We start from the raw sequence: 13,305 nt of genomic DNA on the forward strand, positions 1-13,305 counted from the left end.
TTTGCCGCAGGGCCCGCCCCCTCCCGTCGGGGCGGCGCAAGCGACAGTGTCATCCAGTCATCAATCGGGAGAGTCATCCGTGTTCCACCGCAGCTCCGCCATTCTCGCCGCCGGCGCCCTTGTCGCCACGCTGGCCGCGCCCGCCTTTGCCGAAACAGCGATGCCTTTCGCGCTCGACTGGAAGTTCGAGGGCCCCGCCGCCCCCTACTTCGCCGCCGTGGACAACGGCCATTTCGCCGCTGCCGGGCTGAGCGTGGAAATCTCCGAAGGCGCCGGCTCGCTCGACGCGATCCCGAAGGTCGCCACCGGCGCCTATCCGGTGGGCTTTGCCGATATCAACAGCCTGATGAAGTTCCTCGACCAGAACCCCGGCGCGCCCGTCATCGCGGTGATGATGATCTATGACAAGCCGCCCTTCGCCGTTGTCGGCCGCAAGTCGCTTGGCGTGACCGCCCCCGCCGACCTGCCCGGCAAGGTGCTTGGCGCGCCGCCGCCCGATGGTGCCTGGGCGCAATTCCCGATCTTCGCCGCCGAAAACGGCCTCGACATGGCCTCGATCACCGTAGAGCCGCTCGGCTTCCCGGTGCGCGAACCGATGCTGGCCGAGGGCAAGGTCGCGTCCGTCACCGGCTTCAGCTTCTCCTCGACGCTGAACCTCAAGCGGCTTGGCGTTCCGGCCGACGATATCTCGGTTATCCTGATGGCCGACCACGGCGTCGCGCTTTACGGCAACGCCGTCATCGTCAACACCGACTTTGCCGAGGCGAACCCCGAGCTTGTCACCGGCTTCCTGAAAGCCATCGCCCTTGGCTGGAAAGACGCCATCGCCGACCCCGACACCGCCATCGCCAGCCTGATCGAGCGCAACCCCGCCGCCGATCCCGCGCTGGAAACCGAGCGCCTGCAGATGTCGATCGACGACAACGTGCTGACCGACTGGGTGAAAACCAACGGCCTCGGCGGCATCGACGCGGACCGCATGGCCACGGCCATAGAGCAGACGGGGACCGTCTACAGCTTCGTGAACGCCCCCGATGCCGCAATGTATTTCGACAGCAGCTACCTGCCCACCGATGGCAGCCTGATGCTGGAATAACCGGCAGACACCATCCGCACCGGGCGCCCGTCGCCCGGTGCACGCGCGAGGCGGGGACGGACCAAGGGACTGGGGCAAATCGGGTGGTAAACCTCATCGACATCAAGGGCGTCACGCACGCCTATCGCACCAAGGCGGGCCCGCTTCCGGTGCTGCGCGACCTCAACATCGCGGTGCCCGAAGGCGAGTTCTGCGCCGTCGTCGGCCCCTCGGGCTGCGGCAAGTCCACCCTCACCCGCCTCGTCGCCGGGCTGATGAAACCCGATACCGGCGAGGTCTGGCTGCATGGCGAGCTGGTGAGGTCCCCGCGCAAGACCGTCGGCATGGCCTTCCAGAACCCGGTGCTGCTGGAATGGCGCACGATCCTGCAGAACGTCATCCTGCCGCTGGAAATCGTCGCCCCCGGGATGCCCAAGGCCAAGAAGGAAGCCCGCGCGATGGAGCTGCTGGAGATGGTCGGCCTCGCGGGGTTCGAGAACAAGACCCCCAGCCAGCTCTCGGGCGGGATGCGCCAGCGCGCCAGCCTCTGCCGCGCCATCGTCCACAAGCCCGATGTGCTGATCATGGACGAACCCTTCGGCGCGCTCGACAATTTCACGCGCGAGGATCTGTGGCAGACCATGCGCGACCTGCGCGCGAAAGAGCCCTTCACCTGCGTGCTGATCACCCATGACCTGCGCGAAAGCGTCTTCCTCGGCGATCAGGTCATCGTGCTCTCGGGCCGCCCCGCCACCACGCAATACGTGATGGACGTGGCCCTGCCCGCGGACCGCACCCTCGACATCCTCTACACGCCCGAGGTGGCCGACATGCTGCATATCCTGCGCGACCAGATCCGCATCGCGCAAGGGCGCGACGGGGCGGTGCATTGATGGACAACCTGCAGAAATTCGCCGTCCCCCTCGGCGCCATCCTCGGCTTCCTGCTGCTGTGGGAGGGGATCGTCTGGGCCAACAACTGGCCCAATTACGTCATGGCCTCACCGTCGGACCTGCCCGCCGCCTATATCCGCTTCTGGCCGCTGTTCCTGGAGATGGGATGGCAGACGCTGTGGCGCACCATCGCCGGCCTTGCCCTCGCCGTGGTCTTCGGCACCTTCCTTGGCATGATGATGGGCTTTTCCCGCATCGCCCGCGACGCGCTCTACCCGCTGCTGGTCGGCTTCAACGCCATCCCCAAGGCGACGCTGGTGCCGGTGCTGGCGCTGCTGTTCATCGGCCAGCATGATTTCAACACCGTGCTGATGGCCTTCCTGATCAGCTTCTTCCCCATCGCCGTCTCCGTCGGCATCGGCCTCTCGACGCTGGAGCCCGAATACCGCGACATCCTGCGCTCGCTCGGCGCCTCCAAGATCACCATCTTCCGCAAGATCGCGCTACCCAAGACCCTGCCCGAGTTCTTCGGCGCCCTGAAGGTCTCGGTCACGCTGGCCTTCATCGGCACCAACCTGGTGGAGATCGTCTCCCCCCACGGCCGCGGCCTCGGTGCCCTGTTCAAATCGGGCGAGACCAATGGCGACTACCCGCTGATGTTCGCCGTCCTCATCGCCCTCGCCTTCCTCGGCATCGTTCTCTACTACGGGGTGGTCGCGCTGGAAAAAACCTTCGCAGGCTGGGCCGAACGCCCCGCACACTGACGCGCTCTTCCCGCTTCTTGCTGGCCCAAATATCCCGGGGGTCCGGGGGCAGCGCCCCCGGCCTCGGGCTAGTCCAGGCGCAGCGCTCGACAATCCGCCCGGCCCCGGGCATACCGCAGGCCAGATCCCGCGCCCCCCGGAGGTTCCCCATGCGCCTGCTCACCCTGCTTGCCCTGCTTCTCGCCGTGATCGCCGCCGCCGCCTTCGCCACCCGCCCCGGCCCCGCCGAGTTCGACGCGACGCTCGAAGCCGCGATTCGCGACCGCGTCGCCAATACCGATGTCGGAGAGGGCAGCGGCGATCCCTTCGCGCAGATCGCCCTGGTCGGCTGCAAGCTCCGCCCCTCCGACTGCATCCACCTCGTCCGCGACAGCCTCGACGTCACCTTCGAGGACCGCCCCTTCACCACCCGCGTCACCGTCGAGGGCCTGAACCGCACCGCCACCTGCACCGGCGCCTTCGGCCGGTTCTTCTGCAAGGAATTGCTGGAGGGCTGAGCCCTCCCTCCTGCATCTCGGGCTGGCCCTCGCCCCACTTGCATCGCACCTTGCCCCGGCCTATATCCCTCCCCGAGAGGTTGGCGCGGGCGAGCGCCTCGCCAACCCGGTCAGGTCCGGAAGGAAGCAGCCGTAACGAGCCCCGCTTGGGTCGTTGTCCAGCCTCTCACCCCTCCCCTTTCTAGACTTACCAAGAAAGACATCCTGCTTTGGCAGGAGGACCTGCTGACCAAGATATCGCCGCGAACCATCGCCAAGGTCTATCTGCCGACGATCCGGTCGCTATTCATCTGGGCGGTCAAGCGCGACAGGATGGCGGTCAACCCGGCTGAGGACGCGAGCCAGGCAGCTCCGAAGGCAATCAGGAACCGGGAATCTGGCTACACGGATCCTGAGGCGCTTCATCAGCTGAGCGCGGCGGTGAACTACCGGCCGAAGCTGAACAACAAGCGCAAGGCGCTTGAGAACAGCAAGGTGACTGCCGCGAAGCGGTGGGTTCCTCTCCTGTGCGCCTTTACCGGTGCAAGGATCGGCGAAATGACGCAGCTGCGTCGAGAGGATCTTCGACTGGAAGATGGCTACTGGATCGCGCGGATCACACCGGAGGCGGGGACGGTGAAGACGAAGCAATACCGCGACGTGCCGCTGCACCCACAGCTGATCGCGCTCGGCTTTCCCAACCATTTCGAGAACCTGGCAAACGGCCCGCTGTTCCACATGTCGCCCGAGCCGCCGCTCAACAGGATCCATGCGCAGAAGATGGCGAACAGGCTTCGAGACTGGCTGCATGAGGAAAAGTTGGTCCCGAAGGACGTTCAGCCATGTCACGGCTGGCGCCACCGGCTCAAGACCATCGGAATCGAGTTGGGCCTGTCTGAACGCGTTGTCGACGCGATCCAGGGACATGCCGGTCGCCGGTCTGCTGACAACTACGGCGATGTGACGATCAAGGCCAGCAGCGAAGCCATCGGCCGTTTCCCGTCCTTCAAGCTTTCGCAAACGATATCCGGGTGAAATTTACGTCGTGGGAGTTGGTTCGTCCCCTGCCAGACCGGTTGGTCGCATCGGGGCTGGCACTGGGCGGCGTTATGGGCTGTGTATCCGCAGGTACCAACCCCATGAATGGGCGTGCGGCAAAGGAAACACGCGTCGCAGCTGCGCCGCAGTTGAAGTCGACAGCCGCTTTGATCCACTCCGGCAACACGCGCAGAGCGTCGGCACGCGGACGGTCGCACCTTTCACGTCTTCAACCAGTGCCTAAACTGTCTTGCGCGTCCAGGCGGGGGCGCGAGGCCTCGGGTGCCGCCACACTCCATCGTCCCGCGATCATGCGCCGCGCTTCGCCTGCACGATAAAGCCGGTCAGAGAGGCCCGCAGGGGATTGACAGGGCTGCTGTCGCACCACACTTGAGAGGCATTCGCAACAAAAGAGGCGCCCTCCCCTGTGGACCACATGCCAAGCTCGGTTAGCCAAGAATTGCCTTCTTTGCCGTCTGTGCCCCGATGATTGAAGCAACCCTGTTCCTGCTCATCGGAATCCTCGTCATCCTCGCCATCATCGCGGCGAACGGATATTTCGTTGCACAAGAATTCGCCTACATGTCGGTCGACCGCACCCGGCTTGCCGCACGGGCTGCCGAAGGCGATGTTTCGGCCAAGCGGGCCCTGCAGGTAACGCGGCGCACCAGCTTCATGCTGTCGGGCGCGCAGCTTGGCATCACGGTCACCGGCCTTCTGGTGGGCTTCGTGGCCCAACCGATGGTCGGCAACTCCCTGGGCACGCTGCTTGGCGTTGCGGGGATTCCGACCGAGGTGGGGATCGCCGTCGGCACGATTGGTGCGCTGGTGGCAGCCACGATCATCCAGATGATCTTTGGCGAGCTCTATCCCAAGAACCTTGCCATCGCGAACCCCGAGCCGCTGTCGCGCGGGCTGGCCCGTTCGACGCTGATCTACCTCACGGTGTTCGGCTGGCTGATCGGCTTCTTCGACAAGTCGGCGAACCTGCTGCTGCGGGCGCTGCGGATCGAGCCTGTGCATGACCTCGACATCAGCGCCTCGGCCGCCGACCTGCCGCGCATCATCGCGGATTCGCGCGACAGTGGCGATCTGCCGCTGGAGCTGTCGCTGATGATGGACCGCATCCTCGACTTCCCCAAACAGGATGTCGAGCATGCCATGGTCCCCCGCTCGCAGGTCGATTGGGTCAGCCCCGACACCACGCTGGACGAGCTGCGCGGGCTGATGGCGCGCGCCCATACCCGCTATCCGGTGATCGACGATGATGACACCCCCGTGGGGGTCGTGCATCTGACCGACGTGCTGGAACGGCTTGTCTCGGGCCGCGCGGATGAGCCCGTCGCCTCGGTGATGCGCCCCGCGACGGTGATCCCGACGCTGATGCTGCTGACCGATGCCCTCGCCCAGCTGACCAAATCCGACAATCAGCTGGCCTGCGTGATCGACGAGTATGGCGGGTTTGCCGGGGTGCTGACGATCGAGGATCTGGCGATGGAAATCGTCGGCGAGATCACCGACGAGCATGACGCGGACACCGGCTTCTCCCTTACGCCCGATGGCGACGGCATCTGGCTGATGGACGGCGATGTCCACCTGGACGAGGTGCAGCGGGCCATCGGCTATGACCTGCCCCGCGGCGATGTCGAAACGATTGCCGGCCTGCTGATCGCCGAGCTTGGCGCCTTGCCGGTGGAGGGTGATACCGTGACGGTGGACCTGCCCATCGACCCGGCAGAGCTGGTCTCGGACCTCCCCATGCGCCGCCGGCTTGAGGTGGATGTCCTGCGCGTCGAGCGCCATGTTCCGACCGAGCTGCGCGTGCGGCTGGTCGAAGTTGCCATGACCGAGGATGAGCTATGAGCGACGCGTTGAGTGTAACCCTGATCACCACCGCGCTGATCGCCCTGAGCGCCCTGTTCGTCATCATCGAATTCGCGCTTCTTGGCGCCCGCCGCCACCGGCTTGAGGAACTCGCCCCAACCAGCGGTTCGGCCCGCGCGGCCCTGCGCGGCATGAACGACCTGACCCTGATGCTTGCGGGGGCTCAACTGGGCATCACCGTCTGCACCTTCGCGCTTGGCGCGGTGACCAAGCCTGCGGTGGATGCCTGGCTTGGCCCGGTGTTCATCACCTGGGGCCTGCCGATCTGGGCGGCCGGCGGCACGGCGTTTGCCCTGTCGCTGTTCGTGGTGACCTTCCTGCATCTGGTTGTCGGCGAAATGGCCCCCAAGTCCTGGGCTATCGCGCATCCCGAAAAGTCTGCCCTCGCCATCGGCGTGATCGCGCGCGCCTATATCTGGCCGCTGAAGCCGCTGCTGCGGTGGGTGAACAGCCTTGCAAACCGTCTGGTGCGAGCCTCGGGCGTCGAGCCTGTCGAGAGCGCCGCCGTCGGCGGCCAGGACATCGCCACCATCCGCCAGCTGGTGGAGCATTCGGCCAAGGTCGGCACGCTGGAGCCGGAGATGCACGCGCAGCTCTCGGGCTTCATCGACCTGGGAACCATGCCCGTACTCGCGCTGGTGGCGACGGAGGTGGCGCCGACGCAGGTTCCGGCGCAGGCAACGGCCGCCGATGTGCGCGCTGCGGGGCTCGGGTCGGGGCACATGCGCATCCTGATGTCGGCCGTCGATGGCGGTCCGCCCTCCGTGGTGCATGTGCGCGATACCCTGCTTCTGCCGGATGCGCAGCCCGCGGCCGATATCGCGCGGCCGGCCTTCATCCTGGATGCACAGACGCCCGTTTACGAGGCGCTTGCCCGGATGCGCGAGTCGAGCGTGCAGATCGCCATCGTGATGCACGAGGACGCGCTGTGCGGGATCATCACCCTCGCCGACATCCTCAAGCGCGTGCTTCCTGCGGGGATCGCGGTGCAGAGGGTGGCGGCGCAGGCCGCCTGACGCTACGGGGAACAGGTGCTCCCGAACGATGGCCCCGGCGGATCGCCGGGGCCATTTTGTTGATCATGCGTCGATATGCGCGAAGGCGTGGTCCGGCCCCGCCTTCGGCTTGTCGGTCCTGTCGATCCCGAGGAACAGCACGATGTTCTTGGCCACATAGAGCGTCGACCAGGTGCCGATGATCACCCCGAACAGCATGGCGAAGACGAAGCCGCGGATCACGTCGCCGCCGAAGACCAGCAGCACCAGCAGGGCGATCAGCGTTGTCATCGCCGTCATCAGGGTTCGGCTCAGCGTCTCATTGGCCGACAGGTTCATCAGCTCGCGCAGCGGGGTCGTCTTGAACTTCTCCAGGTTCTCGCGCAGCCGGTCGAAGATCACCACCGTGTCGTTGACCGAATAGCCAAGGATGGTCAGCAGCGCCGCCACGATGGTCAGGTCGAACTTCAGCCCGAACAGCGCGAACACCCCGACCGTGACGATGACATCATGGATCAGCGCCGCGACGGTGCCGACCGCGAACTGCCACTCAAAGCGCATCCACACATAGACGAGGATGCCCGCCGCCGCCGCCCCGACCGAGGCAAGCGCCAGCCAGATCAGCTCGGCCGATACCTTCGGCCCGACCGATTCCACCGCCGTGAAGCTGACCGCCGGATCGACGGCCTTCAGCGCCGCCTCCACGTTCGCCACCACCTCGGGCGCCAGCGCCTCGGTGCCCTGCTGCGCCTCGATGCGGATGGTGGCCACATGCTGATCGGCGCGGAAGGACGGGTCGAAAACCTCGGTGATCGAGACATCGCCAAGCTCCATGTCCGACAGCGCCGCACGATAGCCGCCGATATCGAGGGCTTGCGTCGTCTCGGCCCGGATCGTGGTGCCGCCCTTGAAGTCGATGCCGAAGTTCAGCCCCAGCGTCGCCACCAGCAGCAGCGAGGCAACCACGGCCACCACGGAGGCCCCGAAGGTCAGCCACTGGGCACGGAAGAAGTCGATGGTCGTCTTCTCAGGCGCCAGCCGGATCCAGCCCTTGAGCGCCAGCGACTTCGGGCGTTTCCAGCGCAACCAGGTCTCGATGATCAGGCGCGTCACATAGACGGCGGTGAACATCGAGGTCAGGATGCCAAGCCCCAGCGTCACCGCAAAGCCGCGCACCGCGCCCGAGCCGATGGCGAACATGATCAGCGCGGTCAGCAGGCCGGTGATGTTGCTGTCCATGATCGCCGACAGCGCCTTGTCGAACCCGATCTGGACGGCGCGGCCGGGGGTGCGGCCGCCCCGCAGCTCCTCGCGGATCCGCTCGAAGATCAGCACGTTGGCATCGACCGCCATGCCCATCGTCAGCACGATCCCGGCGATGCCCGGCAGGGTCAGCGTCGCCCCCAGCACCGACAGGAAGGCCAGCAGCAGCCCCATGTTCAAGGCGAGCGCCAGGTTCGCCATCAGGCCGAAGCCGCCATAGCAGGCCACCATGAAGCCGACGACGGCGACCATGCCGATCACCGCGGCGCGCTGCCCCGCCTCGATGCTGTCCTGCCCCAGTTCGGGGCCGATGGTGCGCTCTTCGAGGAAGGTCATCTTGGCCGGCAGGGCGCCGGCGCGCAGCAGCACGGCCAGTTCGGTGCTTTCCTCGACCGTGAAGCTGCCGGTGATGATGCCCGACCCGCCCGGAATATGGCTCTGGATCACCGGGGCCGAGAGCACCTCGCCGTCGAGAACGATGGCGAAGGGGCTGCCGATATTTTCGCCGGTGAAGTTGCCAAAGACCCGCGCCCCGGCGGCATCGAAGCGGAAGCTGACCGCGGGGCGGCCATTCTGGTCGAAGGCGGGCTGCGCATCATCAAGGCTCTCGCCCCGCACCACCGGGATGCGGTCCAGCTCGTAGAACAGCCCCGGCTGATGCGCGGCCGGCAGGATCATCTCGCCCGGACCCGCCGCCTGACCTTCGGCCGCCTGCCCCAGCACCGCGTTGAAGGTCAATTCCGCCGTGGTGCCGATCAGCGATTTCAGTTCCGCCGCCGAGCCGATGCCCGGCACCTGAATGAGGATGCGGTCCGTGCCTTGCCGCATGATAGTCGGCTCGCGCGTGCCGACTTCATCCACCCGCCGCCGGACGATCTCCAGCGATTGCTGGATGGTGCGCTGGTCCATCGCCTGCCGCTCTGCCTCGGACAGGGTCACCACCAGCGTGGCGCCGTCGCCCCGGACCTCGATGTCCGTTTGGCCAGCCCCCGTCAGCGACACCACCGGCGTCGCCATTGCGCGGGCCGCAGCCAGCGCGGCCGGCATCCCGTCCGGATTGCCGATCCGCACCCGCAGCTCGCCGGGCACCCCCTCTTGCCGTTGCACGGTGCCGACCTGGCTCCGCAGCCCGCGCAGCGCATCGCGAAGCTCGGGCCACAGGCTCTCCATCCGCGCCGCGTGGACGTCTTCGACATGGACCTCGGCCAGCAGATGCGCGCCGCCGCGCAGATCGAGGCCAAGGTTGACCAGGCTCGAGGGCATCCACGAGGGCCAGCCGCCCAGATCCGCCTCGACGCCCGGCGGCAGTGTGCCGGTGTCGGCGATGATTCCCGCGGCGTCGTTATGGCGTTCCACCTGCGGGTAGAAGGCGTTGGGAAGGGCAAAGAGGATGCCCCAGAGACAGACGCCCCAGATGAGGAGGCGCTTCCACAGAACTGTATTTGTCATGACCTGTCCTAAACCCGGCGGCTCGCCACACGGGGCGCAGCACAGACCGGGGAGGTTGAGACCGAGAGACCCTTCACAGCGTGCAGGCCCGCCGCAAAGGGCGGTCGGCTTGGCTGGGGCGGGAATGGGATCGCGGCGCAGGGCTGCGCACGCGGTTCGGGCATCGATCAGGTCAACGGGGGCGCCCGGGGCTCGTGGCGGTGCCGGGGCTGCAGGCAGCGCAAGGCCGCCTGCGGGCAGGACGGCTCATCTGCCTTGGGGCCGTTCGCCAGAACCGGCGCCTCGGCGAGCAGGGCAAGAAGGTCGGGCTCCGGCCCGCTTCGGACATCCGCAGGGCGATGCGCCTTCCCGATGGCGACGGGCGTCGCGACGTGGTCCTGGCCCCGGGCTTCGGCCAGGCTGGCCACCGCCGACCGCACCGGAATGTCGGCCGCACGCTGCCCCGACGCCGCCCAGACGAGCAGCAGCGACACCATCACTGTCCAGGCGAGTGCCGCCTGACGTAGCTTTCCGGGGGGCGTGGCGCGCGTGGTCATGGCTCCCTTCTCTCATTTATCATCGGGCGAAACAATATGGGCCGACGTCAGGGTTCGGGGCACACGGCCGATCCCGGGTTCATCGCATTCCTCGCGTCGGACTTGGTCGCGAGCATTCCCGGCACGGAGTATTTGATCGACGGCGAGACGGTGCCGACGGCGGGAAACGGGGCGCCGGGCGGCAGGGTTCTGCGGTCATGAAGAACCGGATCGGTCGACCATCGGCATCGGTGACGGCGTGCAGTCTGGTGTTCATGCCCCCTTTCGTTCGCCCGATCAGACGGCCCCGTTGTCGGGAGCTTGAATCATGCAGCCGCAGCGACCTCAAGCAGGTCAATGGGTCCTGATCCTCGACTGGTTCGACCGGCTCGTGCCGGAAGTCGGAAATGGCGCCGCCGCCGAAGATCTGGAGCGGCTGCGCATGATGGCAGGGGGATCGCAAGGCGCCCGGCCCAAGTTCGTTGCGCAGCTCTCGGAGGACGGTGCGCTCCTGCGTGGGGACCGCCTGCCCTGGCAACTCGGATGGCGGCATGTGCTGGTGAAGCGACGGGCTCTGTCGGACCCGGCCGGTGCGGTCGAGGCCGAAGCTGCCTACTCCTCCATGTCGCGCGCTGCCGGCATCACGATGGCACCGGTCCAGGTGATGCGCGCGAATTCCGAAGAGCCCTTCTTCGTCGCCGACCGCTTTGATCGCGCCGGTGCGGCCCGCCTGCACATGCAGACGGTGGCCGCGCTCCTGGACGTAGATTTCCGAACCGCGACCCTCGACTACATCGAACTTCTGAAGGTGGTGCGCCTGATGACCCGCGACTACCGCGCGGTCGAGGAGATGTTCCGGCGGATGATCTTCAATGCCCGCTCCCTGAACCGCGACGACCACCTGAAGAACCACGCCTTCCTGATGGACCGCACCGGTCGATGGCCGAGATCCGAGATGCGTCGGACAGCAGTGATCCACGACTGACGGCGCGGTCGCGCACGGCGCTTTGGGGGATCTTCGGCAAATGATTGCACCCGATAATCTCGACAGGGACCACGGGACCAACGGGACCGGCCCAAGTTTGGAGCATGAAATGGACGACTCGGTCTTCACCCTCCCCACGGCCCCAGAGGGACCGTGGGGCCAGCTGACGATGAACGAGCAGGCTTGGATCGAGTTTGTCAGGGCGATTTCGTGCGGCAGCGACCCCAGGATCACCCCGACGCGCGTGCGTGCATTGAGTCCGCTGCTCGACGCGGGATGAGGCATCGGGCAAGACAAGCTCAGCCGGTTCCCATGTTTGGACGCGGGGATCTGACGTAGAACTCGATCTTGATGTCGCGGTAGCGGTCGATACTGTCGTCCTGCACAGAATTCTTTCGTGCCAGAAATCCTGCGCTCTTGGGTGCCAGAGCGTCAGCTGACCCATTGAATATTTATGTTTGCATGAGTTATTGAGCCTCTCACCCCTCCGCCAACGGTCATGCAGATATCCCGGCCCAGAGCATGGGGGCTGCGTCGTGATGACGGCTTGAAGGCTCACTGAGCCAACGGCGCCCAGAAAGCCCCGGGCGGCCAGTGTCGCAAGGAGAACCTGCTGTCGCCGCTTCCTCACTCCCGCTACGATGGCCCGCGAACAGGCTGGAGGACGGACATGGATCTTATCGCAAAGGCGGCCGCGGCGGTGGGCGGCACAGTGGCGCTTCTGCGCCGCATGGGCTCGCCCACAACTCAGGCCATGGGGCCGGCCCCGCAGATCCCGGAGGCCCGCAAGCAGGGCATCATGACCCTGAAGATGCCGGTCGCCCAAGGCTGGAGCGATAGCCACGTCCCTACCTGCGCGCCGGGCCTCAAGGTCAACGCCTTTGCGACCGGGCTCGAGCATCCGCGCTGGATCGAGGTTCTGCCCAACGGCGACGTGCTGGTGGCGGAATCCAAGGAGCAGGCCGGGCCACCCAGGAAGCTGATGGACCATGCGGCCCAGGCGGTGATGCGGCGGGCCAAGGCCATCGGCGACAGCGCCAACCGTGTGACGCTGTTTCGCGATACCAATGGCGACGGCGTGGCAGAAATCCGCGAGGTCTTCGTCCAGAACCAGAACCAGCCCTTCGGCATGGCGCTGATCGGCGAGAGGTTCTACCTCGGCAATACCGACGGGATCGTGGTCTTCGACTATACCCCGGGGGCCACGGCCCTGACGGGCAGCGGGGAAAAGCTGGTCAGCTTCAAGCCCCACGGACACTGGACGCGCAGCCTGATCGTCTCGCCGGACGGGACCAAGGTCTATGCCGGCGTCGGCTCGCTGTCGAACATCGCCGATCAGGGGATGGAGGTCGAAGAGGGCCGCGCCGCGATCTGGGAGCTGGATGTGGCAACCGGCACCGCCCGCATCTTCGCCTCGGGCCTGCGCAATGCCGTGGGCATGGCGTGGGAGCCGGTGACGGGCGCGCTGTGGACGGTGGTGAACGAACGCGACGGGCTGGGGGATGAAACGCCGCCCGACTACCTGACCTCGGTGCGGGACGGGGGCTTCTATGGCTGGCCCTATTGCTATTGGGGCCGCACGGTGGATGACCGGGTGCCGCAGGACGCGGCCCTCGTCGCCCGCGCGATCACGCCCGACTATGCGCTTGGCGGGCACACCGCCTCGCTCGGGCTGTGCTGGATGCCGGCCGGAACCCTGCCGGGCTTCGGGGATGGCATGGTGATCGGGCAGCACGGCTCGTGGAACCGCTCCAAGCTCAGCGGCTACAAGCTGATCTTCGTGCCCTTCGCGGACGGCAAGCCCAGTGGCCCGCCCCGTGACATCCTCAGCGGGTTCCTGTCGGAAGACGAGAAGATAGCCTATGGCCGCCCGGTCGGCGTGACCATCGGGCCCGACAAGGCATCGCTGCTGATGGCCGATGACGTGGGCGACGTCATCTGGCGCGTCACCGGCGCCTGACCCTGCGA

The 13,305-nt window shown here is 66.5% G+C and carries 12 protein-coding genes, 1 other RNA gene and 1 pseudogene; 11 read left to right on the plus strand and 3 right to left on the minus strand.

Features of this window, described 5'->3' with window-relative positions; all coding sequences use genetic code 11:
- Positions 1-100: 100 nt before the first annotated feature.
- The 8 genes from GVY41_RS15475 to GVY41_RS15510 all read left to right on the plus strand — a co-directional run bounded on the left by GVY41_RS15475 (position 101) and on the right by GVY41_RS15510 (position 7,146).
- On the plus strand, positions 101-1,096 hold the full coding sequence (locus GVY41_RS15475; protein ID WP_373283313.1) for an ABC transporter substrate-binding protein: 996 nt from the start codon (positions 101-103) through the stop codon (positions 1,094-1,096).
- Positions 1,097-1,179: 83 nt separating this feature from the next.
- Positions 1,180-1,968, plus strand: a complete 789-nt coding sequence (locus GVY41_RS15480) for an ABC transporter ATP-binding protein (protein ID WP_161347859.1) — start codon at positions 1,180-1,182, stop codon at positions 1,966-1,968.
- Entirely contained in the window at positions 1,968-2,732 is a 765-nt protein-coding gene (locus GVY41_RS15485) for an ABC transporter permease (protein WP_161347858.1), read from the plus strand. Before GVY41_RS15480 ends, GVY41_RS15485 begins: the two co-directional genes overlap by 1 nt.
- Positions 2,733-2,881: 149 nt before the next feature.
- On the plus strand, positions 2,882-3,229 hold the full coding sequence (locus GVY41_RS15490) for a hypothetical protein (protein ID WP_161347857.1): 348 nt from the start codon (positions 2,882-2,884) through the stop codon (positions 3,227-3,229).
- 74 nt (positions 3,230-3,303) lie between these two features.
- An RNA gene (gene ffs / locus GVY41_RS15495) (signal recognition particle sRNA small type) lies at positions 3,304-3,400 on the plus strand.
- Between the two features lie 141 nt (positions 3,401-3,541).
- Positions 3,542-4,243: a tyrosine-type recombinase/integrase gene (locus GVY41_RS15500; RefSeq protein WP_161347856.1), complete on the plus strand. Its 702-nt coding sequence runs from the start codon at positions 3,542-3,544 to the stop codon at positions 4,241-4,243.
- 489 nt (positions 4,244-4,732) lie between these two features.
- Positions 4,733-6,109: a hemolysin family protein gene (locus GVY41_RS15505; RefSeq protein ID WP_161347855.1), complete on the plus strand. Its 1,377-nt coding sequence runs from the start codon at positions 4,733-4,735 to the stop codon at positions 6,107-6,109.
- Positions 6,106-7,146, plus strand: coding sequence for a CNNM domain-containing protein (locus GVY41_RS15510; RefSeq protein ID WP_161347854.1), 1,041 nt, complete (start codon positions 6,106-6,108; stop codon positions 7,144-7,146). The genes GVY41_RS15505 and GVY41_RS15510 overlap by 4 nt, the downstream gene beginning before the upstream one ends.
- A gap of 63 nt (positions 7,147-7,209) precedes the next feature.
- Here GVY41_RS15510 and secD read toward each other — a convergent pair whose 3' ends face one another.
- The 3 genes and pseudogenes from secD to GVY41_RS15530 all read right to left on the minus strand — a co-directional run.
- Complete coding sequence (gene secD / locus GVY41_RS15515) at positions 7,210-9,837, minus strand: protein translocase subunit SecD (RefSeq protein WP_161347853.1); 2,628 nt, start codon at positions 9,835-9,837, stop codon at positions 7,210-7,212.
- 167 nt (positions 9,838-10,004) lie between these two features.
- Positions 10,005-10,373, minus strand: a complete 369-nt coding sequence (locus GVY41_RS15520; protein WP_161347852.1) for a hypothetical protein — start codon at positions 10,371-10,373, stop codon at positions 10,005-10,007.
- Between the two features lie 190 nt (positions 10,374-10,563).
- Positions 10,564-10,662, minus strand: a pseudogene (locus GVY41_RS15530) (IS5/IS1182 family transposase); the annotation flags it as partial.
- A gap of 18 nt (positions 10,663-10,680) precedes the next feature.
- Here GVY41_RS15530 and GVY41_RS15535 point away from each other — a divergent pair.
- The 3 genes from GVY41_RS15535 (at position 10,681) to GVY41_RS15545 (ending at position 13,297) form a co-directional block, all read left to right on the plus strand.
- Positions 10,681-11,337, plus strand: a complete 657-nt coding sequence (locus GVY41_RS15535; RefSeq protein WP_161347851.1) for a type II toxin-antitoxin system HipA family toxin — start codon at positions 10,681-10,683, stop codon at positions 11,335-11,337.
- A 109-nt stretch (positions 11,338-11,446) separates the two neighbouring features.
- The gene (locus GVY41_RS15540; RefSeq protein WP_161347850.1) at positions 11,447-11,617 is read left to right on the plus strand and encodes a hypothetical protein; all 171 of its coding nucleotides are present in this window, start codon (positions 11,447-11,449) and stop codon (positions 11,615-11,617) included.
- 390 nt (positions 11,618-12,007) lie between these two features.
- Positions 12,008-13,297 (plus strand): PQQ-dependent sugar dehydrogenase, encoded by a 1,290-nt coding sequence (locus GVY41_RS15545; RefSeq protein ID WP_161347849.1) that lies wholly within the window; start codon positions 12,008-12,010, stop codon positions 13,295-13,297.
- Positions 13,298-13,305: the final 8 nt, after the last annotated feature.

It is taken from the genome of Frigidibacter albus (genome assembly GCF_009908165.1).
Classification (GTDB): domain Bacteria; phylum Pseudomonadota; class Alphaproteobacteria; order Rhodobacterales; family Rhodobacteraceae; genus Frigidibacter; species Frigidibacter albus.

Coding starts and splice junctions, on each gene's coding strand:
- GVY41_RS15505 (WP_161347855.1), top strand. CDS start 4,733: ATGATTGAAGCAACCCTGTTCCTGCTCATCGGAATCCTCGTCATCCTC.
- secD (WP_161347853.1), bottom strand. CDS start 9,837: ATGACAAATACAGTTCTGTGGAAGCGCCTCCTCATCTGGGGCGTCTGT.
- GVY41_RS15500 (WP_161347856.1), top strand. CDS start 3,542: ATGGCGGTCAACCCGGCTGAGGACGCGAGCCAGGCAGCTCCGAAGGCA.
- GVY41_RS15535 (WP_161347851.1), top strand. CDS start 10,681: ATGCAGCCGCAGCGACCTCAAGCAGGTCAATGGGTCCTGATCCTCGAC.
- GVY41_RS15540 (WP_161347850.1), top strand. CDS start 11,447: ATGGACGACTCGGTCTTCACCCTCCCCACGGCCCCAGAGGGACCGTGG.
- GVY41_RS15510 (WP_161347854.1), top strand. CDS start 6,106: ATGAGCGACGCGTTGAGTGTAACCCTGATCACCACCGCGCTGATCGCC.
- GVY41_RS15490 (WP_161347857.1), top strand. CDS start 2,882: ATGCGCCTGCTCACCCTGCTTGCCCTGCTTCTCGCCGTGATCGCCGCC.
- GVY41_RS15485 (WP_161347858.1), top strand. CDS start 1,968: ATGGACAACCTGCAGAAATTCGCCGTCCCCCTCGGCGCCATCCTCGGC.
- GVY41_RS15520 (WP_161347852.1), bottom strand. CDS start 10,373: ATGACCACGCGCGCCACGCCCCCCGGAAAGCTACGTCAGGCGGCACTC.
- GVY41_RS15545 (WP_161347849.1), top strand. CDS start 12,008: ATGGATCTTATCGCAAAGGCGGCCGCGGCGGTGGGCGGCACAGTGGCG.